The sequence below is a fragment of the Aureispira sp. CCB-E genome, assembly GCF_031326345.1.
Classification (GTDB): Bacteria; Bacteroidota; Bacteroidia; order Chitinophagales; family Saprospiraceae; genus Aureispira.
This window is the reverse complement of sequence record NZ_CP133671.1, coordinates 3,542,526-3,557,001: the sequence shown is the minus strand read 5'-3', so window position 1 is coordinate 3,557,001 and position 14,476 is coordinate 3,542,526. Positions and strand designations below refer to the sequence as shown.

Genomic DNA, 14,476 nt, shown 5'->3' with positions numbered 1-14,476 from the left:
ATTATTGTTTTTTCCTCAACTCGCTCAAATACTCTGGTGTAATTTCTAGGTACGAAGCTAGCATATACTGAGGAACTCTTTGAGCAAAATTAGGAATTGTTTGCATCAAAAAATCATAGCGCTCCTTACTGCCTTTGCGCATATAAAAATCCGATCTTCGTTGAATGGCAATTAGGGTTCTTTCTGTTATGATTCGAAACAAACGTTCTAGTTTGGGAACCTTCTCGTACAGCATTTCCATATCTGAATGACTCAAGCGCAAAACACTTGTTGGTTCAATTGCCTGAATGGATACCATCGAAGGAGTTTGATGTTTAAAACTTTCTAAGTTGGTGATCCACCAATTTTCTATGCCAAATTGCGTAATGCATTCATTACCTTTATCATCAATATAAAAAGTACGCACCAATCCTTGAAGGATGAAAAAATAATATCGACAAACTTGTCCTTCTTGTACCAACCAACCTCTTTTCTTAATCGTTTTTTGTTCTAGTTTTTGATAAATAAAATCTACCTCCGCAGTTTCGAATCTAAGATCGTAGCGATTCAAATAATTTTGCAGTTGAACTTTAATAGAATCAGTCATAATACTCTATTATTCTACTTGTTTCTAAGATCAATTCTTCACCATCTTTGTGCCACTTTTTTAGCCAATTTCCATTTGCATCGTACTCATACTGATAGTGGACCACATACTTATCAGCGGGTGTCAAACCACTCTCAATTTCCACACAATTACCCTGCTGATCATAGGTATAGTGCATTTTTTCGATCATAACGCCATTCTCATATTCTATAAGGCTAGTACACTGGCTTTTGTCATCAAAAATTTGCATTGTCTTTCGAATTACCGTTTTGGGTTTACCTAAGAGCTCGTCCAAGTTCTTACTTTCTTTAGTAGCTATTTTTTGGTAATAAACTTCATCCACCTCTACATTGGTTGCTTCTCGTACCGTATAAATCATCTGAATAGGATTAGCCGCAGCATCCATCGTGTATTTTTTAACAGCAACCTTTCGATTAGGCGTATAAAAAGTTTCTTTGACGACATTGCCAAATGCATCATTTTCATAAACCTTCATCTCTCTTATATAATCTTGATGTGCTCTTTGAGTAGCTTTCTTTGCCAAGAAGCCATTATTATCATAGGCATATTTTACAGTCGTAAAGACTTCTTTCCCATCAATAGATTGGCTAATTTCTCTTAACAATTGTCCTTTATCACTATATTCCAATATATATTTATACCCATTTCGACCAGTATCCACTGTCTGATAAGCAATCAACTGCCCTTTGGCATCGTATGTATTTAAAATTGTATCTGAAAAATAGGTAGAAAAATCATCTTCTGGATCATACATTCGACCACCATCATAAAGTTTCAATGGATTACCAAGACTATCAAACTCATAAGTATGCCCACTAAAGCCCTTTGAACCAAAAAAATTCCCTTCCTTAATCAAACGCCCCAGAGCATCAAACATCACAATAGAAGAATCTCCTGTTTCACTCAACGAAAGCACGGACTTAACCTTACCTTTCAATTCTGCCTTTTCTTTATCATTATTAGGGCTGATTCTTTTCTGTGTAGCTTTAGAAATAGAGGAGATAAGAGTTGTTTCCTCCTTATTATACTCCTGTTGTGAAGTAGCTCCATTGCACGAAAAAAGTCCCCAACTAAGCAAAATAAAACACCACCACTTATTCATAATAAGTAATTTTCTGCTCTATAAATTGATCTGCTACATCATTATAATTGTAACGAATTTGAGTCGTCCAATTTCCGTTTTGGTCATACTCATACTTGTACTTGTAAGTATCCGAAGGATTGACGACTCCATTTCCTGTAAAGGCAATATCTTTTATTTTATTTCCTTTTGTATCGTATTCGTACTTTCTTTTATAACTAGGGGCATTATCTCCTGTAAAGATAGACTGTTGTATTTCTTGCCCTTTTTCGTTATAAGTGTACAGTTGTTTTAGCTGAAGTTCATCTTTCTCATCATAAATATTAGTTTCTCTCAATCGTCCTTGATCGTCATAAGCATTCACACTTCTACTTTTACCCTTACTTTCAACAAAAGAAGCTCTATTCTCAATCTCATTTCCATCCTCATCATATACATAAGTCATTTGTTTGACAATTTTTCCATTGACCGACTCTTCGCTAGATATTAATTGATTGTTAGTATTATATTCATAAACTATCGTTCTTGTTACATTGTCATCTGAATAATTGCTTTGAGATAGTTTATTCTTGTCATTGTAACTATAGCTCCAAGTACTAATCGGCTTATTTTCTTCATTATAGGTCAATAACTCCACTTTATTTCCCAATTCGTTGTAAGTTGTTTTTATACCTCCTTGGGCGGCTCCATTAGTCACATAACCATCTTTCACAGTAGCATCATATACCAGTACCTCTCTAGATTTTATTTTCCCTCGTAAGTTTTTTTTAGCCAAATCATTCTCAACTTGCACCTTGGGTGAATCTTGTTCCAAGCTGGCTGTAGTACTATCTACACTATTTTCGGCAGAAGTATCGGAGGTACTCTGCTCTGTTGTACAAGCAATCAAGTTCCACATCAAAAATACTAGGATTAACTTTTTCATCATTTTATATGTTTTATCATTTTTTCGGTATAACTGCAATAGATATTCTGATTGTAGTTCTAATACGCTGCTCTCGCAAAAATCAGCACAACGATTTATTATTGTAGTGCACTTAGTTTTATGCAACAATTTACGAGCTTAAAAGAATACAACGATCTCTACGCAAAGCTTCAAAATTTATAGGAAAAAATATAAAAAAAGAATAAAATTATTAACTTAAAACTTAGTTTTTACAACTACCTTCCGTTTAAGATTACAGTAAGATTTTAGCTAAAAAACGACTATATCGTTTTATTCGCGTAATTGTAAAAAAAATAATAGCTAAACTGTCTTTCTTTTTCCACCATTTACTTGCCTCCAATTTTATAATATTGACATCGTTTTTTATCGTCAACAATCGGTTGTTTTCAAATATTCTATCTACAATGCCAAATGAAATTTTAGACAATTCCTCTACATCAGAACTGGTTGTTCGTTCTACATTATTAAATTTTGTTGAAATATTATTATTATTCACTTACACTATATTCCTCTTATATATTTGTTTGGGTTTTGATTCCAACCTTACCATAGGTTACCCGATTGTTGTTCTTATCATTCTTTTAAATTTAAAGTTTATCTATTCCTGTAGGAAAGCTTTTTTAGAATATCAACAGACTCAAGAGATAAAAAATATTCGTAAAATTAAAGATGGCATAAGCAGATTGGTTTTTATCTGTACAGGGATTTGCATTAGCCTTATTGGCATAGCGATTATTAGTTATAACCTACCATTGCTACTAGCCTCTTCCCAATCATTATCACTTAACAGCTTAATCCTCTTTATATGGACATTAGTAGTCGCTGCTGTCCCCTCCATGCAAATTTACTATATGTCAAAGACAGCCAACATATTCCACTTCATTACAAACCAATAAATGTACGCTTTATTTTGCCCTCTTGCACAAAGAGCCTTTATTATATCTTTATTCAAAATACACTCCTAATAAGTTATTAATTGGTTATATTAATTCACCTTTTAACGATTTCGCCCAAAATATGTTTATTCAAAATTCTATCTACAATGCCAAATGAAATTTTAGACAGCCCCACGCGTGGTAATTTCCAAAAGATTCGCAAACCCTATACTAGTATCTTAGAATATATTATTCTTATAACCAACGGTATATTTATTGTTCTTGGTGTTTTTATTTGTTGGAGTATTGCATTAACAGAAGAAAACTGGCTTTTTTTGATTAACCCTACCGTTTTTGTACTTCTATTTGGCATCCCCCCTTTTCATTTTGTTTACAAATGGCGAAAAGCATCCCAAGAATATGAGACAACTCAAAACACCAACTTATTAAAACCACTTTCTAGCCACGTTGCCATTTTTTTAGCTCCTGTTATTTTAGGGCTTTGGATACTCATATTTCTATTTTTATCCAGTTTTTTCTTCGCTTTAACAGAATTTGACAGCAATGCTACTCAAGGTAATTTCCTCTTTTTATGGCGATTAATGGTACTTTTTTTGCTCATTGCCTTAGGTCCCATTCAGTTCTTTTTCATTCGTAATACCAACAAAATCAGCCAAAAACTTCTTCGTCAACAGCCTACATAACACACCAATATATTCCTTGTACTAAACTTCGATTCAAAAACCATTGCACAACAACGAATGATAACCTCATCTGATAAAAAAGCAATCCATTATGCACGAACACAACTTGCTAGACGATCTTCATACACCAAAGCTAAGGAAACCTATTCATACCGTGCTTGAATGGATATTATTAATTGGGCATTTGCTACTAGGAATGTACTGCGTTTACGAAACATTTCTTGCCTACTCAATTACTGAAGAAATTATCTTAATCTTGCTTAGTAGCCTTGCCATAGGTTATATTTATTCTTGGCATTATTTTTCGATAAACTATGATCATAATAATTCAAAGAATACGGTTGTCCCTGTTTATCTAAATCCGCTGAGATTTTTGAGCTTTTTTATCAGCACTTTTTTCTTTTTTATTGGCTTTCTTTTTACAAATTTTGAAAGGTATAAATTTGATGTTAGTTGGAATTTAGCGCAGTGGATTACACTACTTTTTCTTATTGTAGGGTTGTTGCAACTGGTTTATAGTTTATTAACACCAACCACTAAGAATAGAATACAATAAAAGTAAAAAGTCTTAACATTTTTAAGCCAAACAAACTAAAGCTGTTAATTATAGACTAAAGCAGATTTTTGTAGGTGGTAATGTATATTTTTTGTTTAAATTTACACATTAATTGATCACTTAGAGTTATCATTAGTCTACTAAAATCACACAACAACAGTGCAACTCACAAGCAGCCTATTAACTCACTAGACATTCAAACTACCTAGCACAAAGCATTTATGCCACTAAAATATCTTTTGCCATTTTTATTTATCTGTCTCTGTTTTCATTCCGTTAGTTGGGGGCAAATCTCTGACAAACCACCTGTAAAGGATAAACTAGAAAGTGATAGTTCTAAGATAGAGATTATCAATATTGACAAACTTAAGGAACGGACAACTCCACAAGGGATTTTTAGAGACTTAACAGGCAATGTTCATCTAAAGCAGAAAGAGATGCATATCTGGTGCGATACGGGTTTCATTTTTCCCAACAGGCAAGTTGAAGCATTTGGCAACGTTCAGATGTTACAAGATGACAGTATCCGAATCTTTTCCGATTCACTTTATTACGATGGCATTCAACGCTTTTCCAAACTCCGCCAAAATGTAGTCCTCAAAGATACAAGTATGACCTTGTTTACAGACAAATTAAATTACGACTTAAATACTCGAATTGCTACTTTTCCTGATGGTTCCTTAATTGAGAGTGATACAACAACTCTAATTAGCAAAAAGGGAACGTATAATGCCAATACCAACATAGCGCATTTTTCAGACTCTGTCCGCATCACCAATCCTAATTACAAACTAACAGCTGATTCTCTAGCGTTTAACACTCAAACAGAAATGGCTTATTTCTTGGGACCAACCAAGGTGTATAATGAAGAAAAAATGGTCTACTGTGAGGATGGATTTTATGACAGCAAAAAGAATTATGCAGAACTTTATAAAAATGCTCGCTTTGAAAATCGAGAAGATGGCAAATTGGAAATAGCAGAAGGTGATACGATTATTTATGATGGTGCCAAGGATATGTATTATTTAATAGGAAATGCCTATTTTCAAAATGACGATCAAGAAGTCTTTGCCGACACCATCCTAATGGATGGTAAAACTGAACAATATACTTTTAGAGGAAATCCCAAATTCAAAAGTCGAGATACCACAACAAATCAATCGATTATTGCCAATAATTCTGACTATGATGCAATGAGCAAAACGATGATCTTTAGAGGGGATGTTAGGGTCTCACAAGATCATCAAATTATCACGACAGACAGTTTGGATTACAACACAGAAACCAAAAGCGGCATGGCGAAGGGGAACGTTGTTTGGCAAGATACTTCTGCCAATTTAAAAATCACTTGTGGTCAGGCTTTTTACAACGATAGCACAAAATACCTCTTAGCTCATTTAAATCCTATTTTGACCACTTTAATTGACAACGATACTATGTGGTTACGTGCCGACACCTTAATTTCTTTGCCTGATTCTGTCGATGTCGATCAGCGCCATTTGTATGCTTTTCATCATGTAAAAACATTTAAATCCAATGTTCAGTCGCTCTGTGATTCATTGTATTATGATGCTATAGATTCTACCTTTTATTTTTATCAAGATCCTATTCTTTGGGTAGATGGCACGCAATTTACAGCAGATACGATTCATGTTGCTATGAAGGCATCCAAAATAGATCAAGTACGTTTATTTGAAAAATCCTTGATCGTTAACACCAATGAGGGCACTTTTTTTAATCAAATCAAAGGGAGAAACGCCATTATACAATTTCAAAAAGGAGAAATAAGAACAATGAATGTTCGAGAAAATGGGGAAACCGTTTACTATGCCGTAGATGGAGAAGGCGCCTATATGTTAGTAAATGATATTGATTGTGCTTCTATGGTATTGTTTTTTGACGAAAATCAGATACGACGAATCCGCTACGAAGGCAAACCTAAAGCTGTTGTCTACCCTATGCATCAAGTTGATCATAAAAGTTTATATTTAGCAGGCTTCAAATGGCTCGATAGTTTGCAAATTAAAACAAAATATGAATTCCTTGGTATTCCAGAACCTATTATCCTTGATAGTGTTCTTCTCGATAGTAGCTATTTGGATAGTACTAAAATAGATAGTACATTGTTACTTGACAGTTTTGCAACGGAACAGTTGGATTCTAACAGCAGACACCAAATCGATAGTCTTTCAGCAAAAAAAGCGAACAAATTGGGCAACTCTAGTAGTTCTAGCGAAGATAAATCAAAAGCTTCTAGTCAGAAAAAATCCAAGTTAAACGCTCAAGCTATAGATCCGAAATCTCAAAAGAAGAAAAAGAAAAAATCCAAAAAGAAAAAATTATTTTCCAAAAATCGCCAAGCTAATGAAGGATAAAATTTCCCTATTTATTAAAAGTATTCAAGATTGTGTGATTATTATCAATACCCGAGGTATTATTGTTGATAGTAATCCTGCTATTTATAAAGTGTTGGGATTTACTCCTGAAGAGTTAAAAGGTAATAATGTTTCTATGCTAATGGGAGCTCCACACCAAGCCAAACATGATCAATACATTCAAAATCATCAAGCAACAGGAATTGCAAAAATAATTGGCATTGGACGAGAGGTTATTGCAGTTCACAAGGATGGCACAAAGGTTCCTGTTCGCCTAAATATTAGCGAGTTAGAATTGGACGGTCACTTTTTTTATGTCGGTATGTTGCATGATTTAACCAATCAACTTTCAATTCAAAATCATATTAATAAAGTAAATTTAGGCTTAGAAGAAGAAGTCCAAATGAGTAATCGAGCATTGAGAGAGGCTATGGAAAAAATGACTCAAAGTAAACTCTCTTTGGAACAAGAAATTCTAGAACGAAAAATCATACAAGAACAATTACTTGCCGCTCAAGAAAAGATTAAAGATGCCCTTCAGAAAGAACGAGAATTGAGTGAGTTAAAAACTAGATTTATTTCCACGGCTTCCCATGAATTTAGAACTCCTCTGAGTAGTATTCTTTCGTCTGTATCTTTAATTGAACGATACACCACTACCGAAACACAAGACAAACGTCTCAAGCACATTAATAGAATTAAATCCTCTGTCCAAAATCTTACTCAAATCTTAGAAGACTTTTTATCTTTATCCAAATTAGAAGAAGGAAAAAAACAGGATGCTAAGCATATTTTTGACCTTAGCGCCTTAATTCATGCTACAATAGAAGAAGTAAGTACCTTTGCAAAATCAGGGCAAGAGATAGAGTATCAGCACAGTGGAGATATTAGTGTTATCTATTCTAATACTCAAAACATAAAAAATATTCTCATCAACTTACTTTCTAATGCTATAAAATACTCTCCTTCCAATAGTAAGATTTATATTAGCACTATAATTGATGCTACCACCATTACAATTAGTGTTAGAGACAAAGGCATTGGGATTCCTTTGGATCAACAAAAACACCTATTTTCACGTTTCTTTAGAGCAGATAATGCTATTGCGATACAAGGAACGGGGTTGGGGCTTTATATTGTAAAAAAATATTTAGAAAACATTAATGGAACGATAGACTTTGTTAGTCAACCTGGCGAAGGAACCACGTTTACCATTAACATTCCTAAAGAAGATTTTCAATGAAAAAAATTCTAGTTATAGAAGATAATTTAGAGGTTCGAGAAAACACCTGTGAAATTTTAGAACTTTCGGGCTATGAAGTATTTAGTGCTGAAAATGGCAAATTAGGCGTTCAAGAAGCCTTGGATAAAATGCCCGATTTGATTATTTGTGATGTTATGATGCCTGTTTTGGATGGTTTTGGCACCCTCAAGGTTTTGCATAAAAATCCTAAAACCACTCATATTCCATTTATTTTCTTAACCGCTAAAGCGGAAAAAGAAGACTTTCGAAAGGGAATGAATTTAGGGGCTGATGACTATATTACAAAACCGTTCACAGATATAGAATTGCTAGAAGCAATCGAAATTCGCTTGGAAAAAAATCAGCATATCGCTGCACCTACTTCCACTCATAATGTCTTTTTTAATGTAGAAGAACATTTTCAAAATGTCTTAAAAGAATTCTTAAAGGATAAAGAGCATCGTTTTTACAATCAAAAAGATCTTATCTTTAGAGAAGGTAGTCATCCACGTTCTGTTTTTTGGATTAAAAAAGGCAAAGCACAAACGTTCAAAAGTCATGAATATGGCAAGGAATTAATCTTGTCTTTATATGGCAACCAAGACTTTATTGGAATTAGTGACGCCTTCAGAAATAGTCCTTATCAAGAATCAGCTGTTGCTATTGATGATACAGAAATGGTTTTGATTCCCAAAGATGAATTTATGGAGTGGATGCGCTCTGATAATAGCATTGCTCAACATTTTATTCATTTACTTGCAATTAAAGCAGGCGAAAAAGACAAACATTTGCTTGAATTAGCCTATAGCTCTGTTCGAAAACGTGTTGCAGACTCATTACTTCGTTTATTCAAACATTACAAAGAAGATGATGAGCGTTTATTCCAAATTAGCATACGACGTGAAGAATTGGCTCATATTGTTGGTACCACCAAAGAAACAGTGACTAGAACACTCTCCGAATTTAAGGAAGAAGGCTTGATAGATGTCAAAGGGAGCAATATTACCTTGCGAGACATAGAAGGCTTAGAAGCTACTCCTGCTTAAGTTTTTTAATTATTTCGTAATAAGTTATTCGATTCAGCTTAAATCTCACTATTAATAATAACAGTACTATAATTTCAAATAAATTATCATGATAACTTGTAAGGACAAACAATTTGAACTTTTTTTGACAAGCGATGCTATTCAGACACGTCTAAAAGAAATTTGTGCAGCGATTAATGTTGATTATGTGGATAAAAAACCTGTATTTTTAGGTATTTTAAATGGTGTATTTAGATTAGCAGGAGATGTTTTCAATTATGTAGATATAGAATGTGAAGTAAGTTTTGTAAAATTGAAGTCTTATGTAGGTACACAAAGTAGCGGTGCTTTAACAACTATGTTGGGATTGGATGTAGATCTAAAAGGACGTCATGTAATCCTTATGGAAGATATTGTTGACACAGGACGCACTTTGCATAATTTTTTGCCAGAGTTAGAAAAAATGAATCCTGCATCAATTGCTGTTTTAACCTTGTTAAACAAACCTGATGCTATGGAGCATGACATTCCTATGAAATATATTGGTTTCAAGGTTCCTAATAATTTCTTGATTGGTTATGGTTTAGATTATGATGGATGGGGACGGCATCATAATGACATTTACACAATTGTTCAATAAACCTGAGAAATTTCTCTTCTTTGAGAGCAAAGAAAAATAACTCAGAATGACGAATAGTCAATTGATACGCTATTCTGAGTTATTGTTAAGAATCTTGTTTACTTTTTCTTCCGAAATATTCAACGCACTAGCAATGATAGAAGTAGGGATATTATTTCGATACATCCCTAAGACAGCCTCTATTTCTTTTCTCAATAACCCTTTTTCCAAGCCTTCCTCTCTGCCTCTTTCCAAACCTTCTTCTCTACCTTTTTCCAAGCCTTCTTCTCTTGCCTTTAGTAAATCTTCCGCATCCGCCATTTTAGTATGCTGTTCACTAGCAATATCTCTCAATCGTTTAAGATAATATTTATACTCCTGCTGCTCTTCATAACTTAAGCTCATTTTATCCAGCTTTTTTTTAGCAGCCTCCAGTCCTTTAGCTGTGAAGTTCTCTTTTACCTCCCCATTCTTTAAAAAATAAATCCACTCATCTAGCTTATCTTGAACAGCATTGTTGAATTGGCTAACCTTTATCAACCAATATTCAGGAAAGATTTCATAAACACTATCTTTTTTGTAAAGTACTTTTTGTTTGTCCGCCAAGTTCAAAATATCTCCATGATGAATACCTTTAAATTGGTTTTTACCATGGTATATATAATCTTTCCCCTGCCCTAAATCAAAGTAAGCAATAGTTATAGATATTATTTTCTTTACTTTTGCATAAGCTTCACCTTCGCTAATGTGTTCTGTAATAACTTTAGAAGTTCCATATAAAATTCGATGGAAATAATCATATTCCTTGCTGTTTTGGACCTCTATAATAACTAAATCCCCCTTCGAATCCTCTACTAGGATATCTACCCGATTGTGCTTATCATTTTCATCCTCTTTATTGCTTTCACTTTCCAATATTTGTTTGATTTTGATATCTTCAGCAAGTAATTCACTTAAGAATCCTTCTAAAATATCAAAATTAGCTTTATTTCTCAAAAGCTTTTTTATTGCCCAATCAAATCGTATGAGTTTTTTTTCTTTTTTCATATTATAAATATACAAAACAATGGGTTAAAATGCCAAAAAATGAAACAATTTGTTTTTTTTTATAATTTCAATATTCGTAGTCCAATGATAGGTTAATCAATTCGTTTATAAGATAGTAATAGACTTTTTTCCTGAACAGAGTTTAAGTCTTGAGAAGTTTGCTCCATTATCAAATCAAAATGCTGCTTCATTCTAGGTTTATATACGGTATTTTTTTCTATTTCTAATATTTTGTATGCAATCTTGTCCAACACACTCCAATCTTCAGGGTGTAAGTCTAGCCACCAAGAAAAGGAAGTCTCATATATTTCATTTTCAATAGATAGCTCAACTTGTTCACCATCTCTCCACTCCAATTGATTATCATTTAAAGGAAAAATACTTGGAAGGGTTGTCTTGATTAAATTCAACAACTGATTAAAAGGTGCACTAGAGCTTATCTCCCCTTTTTCCACTAAGATATAATCTTTTTTATTCGTGCCATTACTTCGTTTCAAAGTTGACTTTATTACATTCCATTCTTGGTCAAAGCAATACATTTGAAGGTAAAAAGCATCTACAAAAGGATTGCTATAAAAAAAATGAATGGAGATTGTACGTTCTGTCGTTTCTCTATAGGCATTTCGGAGAATAAATTTACTTTGTTCTATTTCTGAAAATTTTTCAGGGAACCATTCTTTCTCATTCATAACAAATTAGTATAAAGAAATTTACGCACAACCGTCAAAAGAAATTAATCAATACCTCCCTCCAACGATTGGCTTCTTTAGAATTGCTGGCATCGGCAGCTAAACGATTACAAGCAACTTGAACATTATCCCGAACGAACTCTTTTGGTGTTCCCATCACAATTGTTTTCATATACGACTCAGCTGCTTTCTGATAAGATTCTTCCTCAAAATACAAATGCCCTAATTGTAAAAAAGCTTGTTTTTTACTTTTGGGATACTGTTCCATCATCCACTCTAGCAAGTACTTTGCTCTAGACACATCTCCCAAATCCAAAGCTGCTTTAATTTCTTTTTCGCATTGTTCAAGGCTAGTTAACTCGGCTCGAAAGCAAGCATTAAATGCTTCTACTAAAGCATCTACCTTAGCATTTCCCCTTGATTTCAGCAAAGTTATTGTTCCTTCTTCTGTCAAAGCAAAAGAGAGTATAGGATTAGCATCCAATAAAGCAAGGTTATTATTATTAAAAAAGTTGAACCCAATTCTTACACCTTGCAATAGAACTTTAAATTCTTCTATATGCTGTTGAAAATCATCCCACACGACTTCCTTTACATCATCCAAAGATTTTCTTATTGTTTGTAACAATTGAACCACATAATCATTGCTTTCCCAAACTGTAACATACACTAAAAGTGCTTCTATCATTTCGAGAGCATCATAAATCGCATTATAGCTCGCATTAGAAAGACGATGTGCAGGTGATTCCCAATGGTCTAACCCCTTACACAACAAAGCCAACGCCTGCTCAAAGTTTCGGGAAGAATAAGCCGCAAAAGCTTGGTGTGTAAATTCAATATGTTTTGACATTGCTATATAACTCTATTTTTCGCTAGATGTTTTGGGAGTCTCATAATCTACTATTTTTAGGCTACAATACAATCCTTATTGATGCAAGAATTTATATTTTTTCTGTAATAAAATCCGCAATCAATTTCGTATAAATATCAAAGCCCATAACCATTGGCACAGTACTGTGTTCTCCACCAGGAACTCGTCGAATTACTTTGTGTGTTCCATTATAATTTTGCTGAATCAATTCGCCATGATGAATGCCAACAAAAGCATCATCTATCCCATGAATCCATAAGAAGGGAGCTTGCACTTTTTGAATTTCCACAGAGTTATCTATTTCTAAATTACCATAAAAAGAACCAGGAAATGACACTTTTGCAATGTCTTGCACCATAAAGTCAAAAGAAGCAAATGGTGCTTCTAATATCAACTTGCTGGGTACCATTGTTCGAGGGTTTGCTGTTAATTCTGTAGAAGGAGCGCCCCCCATACTAAAGCCATAAATCACTAACCGATCGTTGGTTAAACCTTTATCTTTCAACCACCTCATACAAGCATCTACATCATAATATAGCCCAGCTTCTGTTGCTTTCCCCGTCGATTTTCCATATCCTCTATAATCCATAAACAACACCCCAAAACGATTTTTTCCTCCTGCATTTGCTAGTAGTTTGGCTCTTTGCCAATAATAGTCCATGTGTCCCGCATTGCCATGACAATACAAAATTATGGTATCTTGATTGATCCTAGATATATCTCCAATATAAGTGGCGTAAATCGTTTCTCGATCATCTACTGGACCTGATTCCAATGTCATTAAATGAACTAAGTGATCGGGAATTGCATAAGAAGCACCTAAAACAAATTTTTGTTCTTCGTCAAAAGCATCAAACTTATATTCCTCTATTTGAGTGGGATTGTATAAAAAATTGTCTAATCGACATCCCACCAAAACAATTGAGATAATCAACAAGAAAAAAACTAATTTTTTCATAACACTTGATTTTGCCTATTCACTAAATCCAATAGTTAGCTGCGCTGTTACTATAAATCATTACTTCATTATAAATTATTCTTATTTGACTAGGAATACCTAACAACCAAAGTAATGTGTTCCAACTTAAAACTTTCGATATACAGAAATATACACTCCCCATGATCCATAACCATCTACTCCATTAAATTTTAGAGGCGTTCCCATGTTACTAATTCCTGGTGCAATATATTTTCCTTCTATTGTATAACGCATCTTTTTGTTTTCAAAAGTATGTCCCAGAGAAAAACTAGGATAATACAATTGCGTATTAACACGTCCTTGTGCACGCTGCCAAAAATCAAACCACGATCCCCAATTTAAGTAAAAATAGTGCTTGTGCTTAGGGATATAATTCCAATATAAATTAACATCTAAGACTGGGTACAATCTAAAATTTGCTTTAAACACATCTACAAACATTTGACTACTTGCACCAATACTTAGTCCAGGAAGATACCCTTTTTGAGGACGCAAAACCTCCCCCACAACTCCAAGATCCCATTGAATTGTTCCAAAAATAGCTGAAGTAATGTGTGCAGCTCCAAAAACTGTCAAATTAGAATCCACCCCATATCCAACGGTTACCGAAGAAAAAGGTACAGGAATTTTTGTACCTGAAAAATCTATAATTGGACCGCCAAAATCCAAACCTACTGCCACCTCCTTTTTTTCTAAGGGTTTTACGATACGTGTAGAATTACAGGCGGACAAGACTACTAAATAAGTGATTAGCAACAAAGGGATACATTGTTTCATATATTTTAACGATTATTTTTTGTTTGTCTTAATCTTAACAAATATTAACCTGTTAATTATTCCATTCATGAACAAATCAATG

General features: G+C 33.8%; 15 protein-coding genes. 6 read left to right on the top strand and 9 right to left on the bottom strand.

The features are described 5' to 3' along the window. Position 1: 1 nt before the first annotated feature. The 4 genes from QP953_RS13730 to QP953_RS13715 form a co-directional block, all read right to left on the bottom strand. A complete protein-coding gene (locus QP953_RS13730; RefSeq protein WP_052599001.1) occupies positions 2-586 on the bottom strand; it encodes a Crp/Fnr family transcriptional regulator in 585 nt (194 codons plus the stop codon). Further along, positions 579-1,709 carry a hypothetical protein gene (locus tag QP953_RS13725; protein ID WP_309555469.1) on the bottom strand — a complete coding sequence of 377 codons (1,131 nt, stop codon included), beginning with the start codon at positions 1,707-1,709 and terminating at the stop codon, positions 579-581. Before QP953_RS13725 ends, QP953_RS13730 begins: the two co-directional genes overlap by 8 nt. Continuing rightward, positions 1,702-2,616, bottom strand: a complete 915-nt coding sequence (locus QP953_RS13720) for a hypothetical protein (RefSeq protein ID WP_156039854.1) — start codon at positions 2,614-2,616, stop codon at positions 1,702-1,704. Before QP953_RS13720 ends, QP953_RS13725 begins: the two co-directional genes overlap by 8 nt. A 250-nt stretch (positions 2,617-2,866) precedes the next feature. Next, positions 2,867-3,130, bottom strand: a complete 264-nt coding sequence (locus QP953_RS13715) for a hypothetical protein (protein ID WP_052599004.1) — start codon at positions 3,128-3,130, stop codon at positions 2,867-2,869. Between the two features lie 546 nt (positions 3,131-3,676). Between QP953_RS13715 and QP953_RS13710 the strand changes: the two genes are divergently transcribed. From QP953_RS13710 to hpt, 6 genes are all read left to right on the top strand, one after another. Next, complete coding sequence (locus QP953_RS13710; protein ID WP_309555468.1) at positions 3,677-4,213, top strand: hypothetical protein; 537 nt, start codon at positions 3,677-3,679, stop codon at positions 4,211-4,213. Between the two features lie 91 nt (positions 4,214-4,304). Beyond that, positions 4,305-4,769 carry a hypothetical protein gene (locus QP953_RS13705; protein ID WP_052599006.1) on the top strand — a complete coding sequence of 155 codons (465 nt, stop codon included), beginning with the start codon at positions 4,305-4,307 and terminating at the stop codon, positions 4,767-4,769. A 221-nt stretch (positions 4,770-4,990) separates the two neighbouring features. Then, positions 4,991-7,144: an OstA-like protein gene (locus tag QP953_RS13700; RefSeq protein ID WP_309555466.1), complete on the top strand. Its 2,154-nt coding sequence runs from the start codon at positions 4,991-4,993 to the stop codon at positions 7,142-7,144. After that, positions 7,134-8,387, top strand: coding sequence for a PAS domain-containing sensor histidine kinase (locus tag QP953_RS13695; protein WP_052599008.1), 1,254 nt, complete (start codon positions 7,134-7,136; stop codon positions 8,385-8,387). The genes QP953_RS13700 and QP953_RS13695 overlap by 11 nt, the downstream gene beginning before the upstream one ends. After that, on the top strand, positions 8,384-9,433 hold the full coding sequence (locus QP953_RS13690) for a response regulator (RefSeq protein WP_052599009.1): 1,050 nt from the start codon (positions 8,384-8,386) through the stop codon (positions 9,431-9,433). Before QP953_RS13695 ends, QP953_RS13690 begins: the two co-directional genes overlap by 4 nt. 88 nt (positions 9,434-9,521) lie before the next feature. Beyond that, positions 9,522-10,052 carry a hypoxanthine phosphoribosyltransferase gene (hpt, locus tag QP953_RS13685; protein ID WP_052599010.1) on the top strand — a complete coding sequence of 177 codons (531 nt, stop codon included), beginning with the start codon at positions 9,522-9,524 and terminating at the stop codon, positions 10,050-10,052. 69 nt (positions 10,053-10,121) lie between these two features. Here the strand turns inward: hpt and QP953_RS13680 are convergent, their stop codons facing one another. From QP953_RS13680 to QP953_RS13660, 5 genes are all read right to left on the bottom strand, one after another. Further along, positions 10,122-11,078: an Rpn family recombination-promoting nuclease/putative transposase gene (locus QP953_RS13680; RefSeq protein ID WP_309555465.1), complete on the bottom strand. Its 957-nt coding sequence runs from the start codon at positions 11,076-11,078 to the stop codon at positions 10,122-10,124. Between the two features lie 92 nt (positions 11,079-11,170). Next, on the bottom strand, positions 11,171-11,767 hold the full coding sequence (locus QP953_RS13675) for a hypothetical protein (RefSeq protein WP_309555463.1): 597 nt from the start codon (positions 11,765-11,767) through the stop codon (positions 11,171-11,173). 34 nt (positions 11,768-11,801) lie between these two features. Continuing rightward, positions 11,802-12,617 carry a hypothetical protein gene (locus tag QP953_RS13670; protein ID WP_309555461.1) on the bottom strand — a complete coding sequence of 272 codons (816 nt, stop codon included), beginning with the start codon at positions 12,615-12,617 and terminating at the stop codon, positions 11,802-11,804. A gap of 91 nt (positions 12,618-12,708) precedes the next feature. Next, complete coding sequence (locus QP953_RS13665) at positions 12,709-13,596, bottom strand: alpha/beta hydrolase (protein ID WP_052599014.1); 888 nt, start codon at positions 13,594-13,596, stop codon at positions 12,709-12,711. A 126-nt stretch (positions 13,597-13,722) separates the two neighbouring features. Then, entirely contained in the window at positions 13,723-14,394 is a 672-nt protein-coding gene (locus QP953_RS13660) for a hypothetical protein (protein ID WP_052599015.1), read from the bottom strand. Positions 14,395-14,476 lie beyond the last annotated feature (82 nt).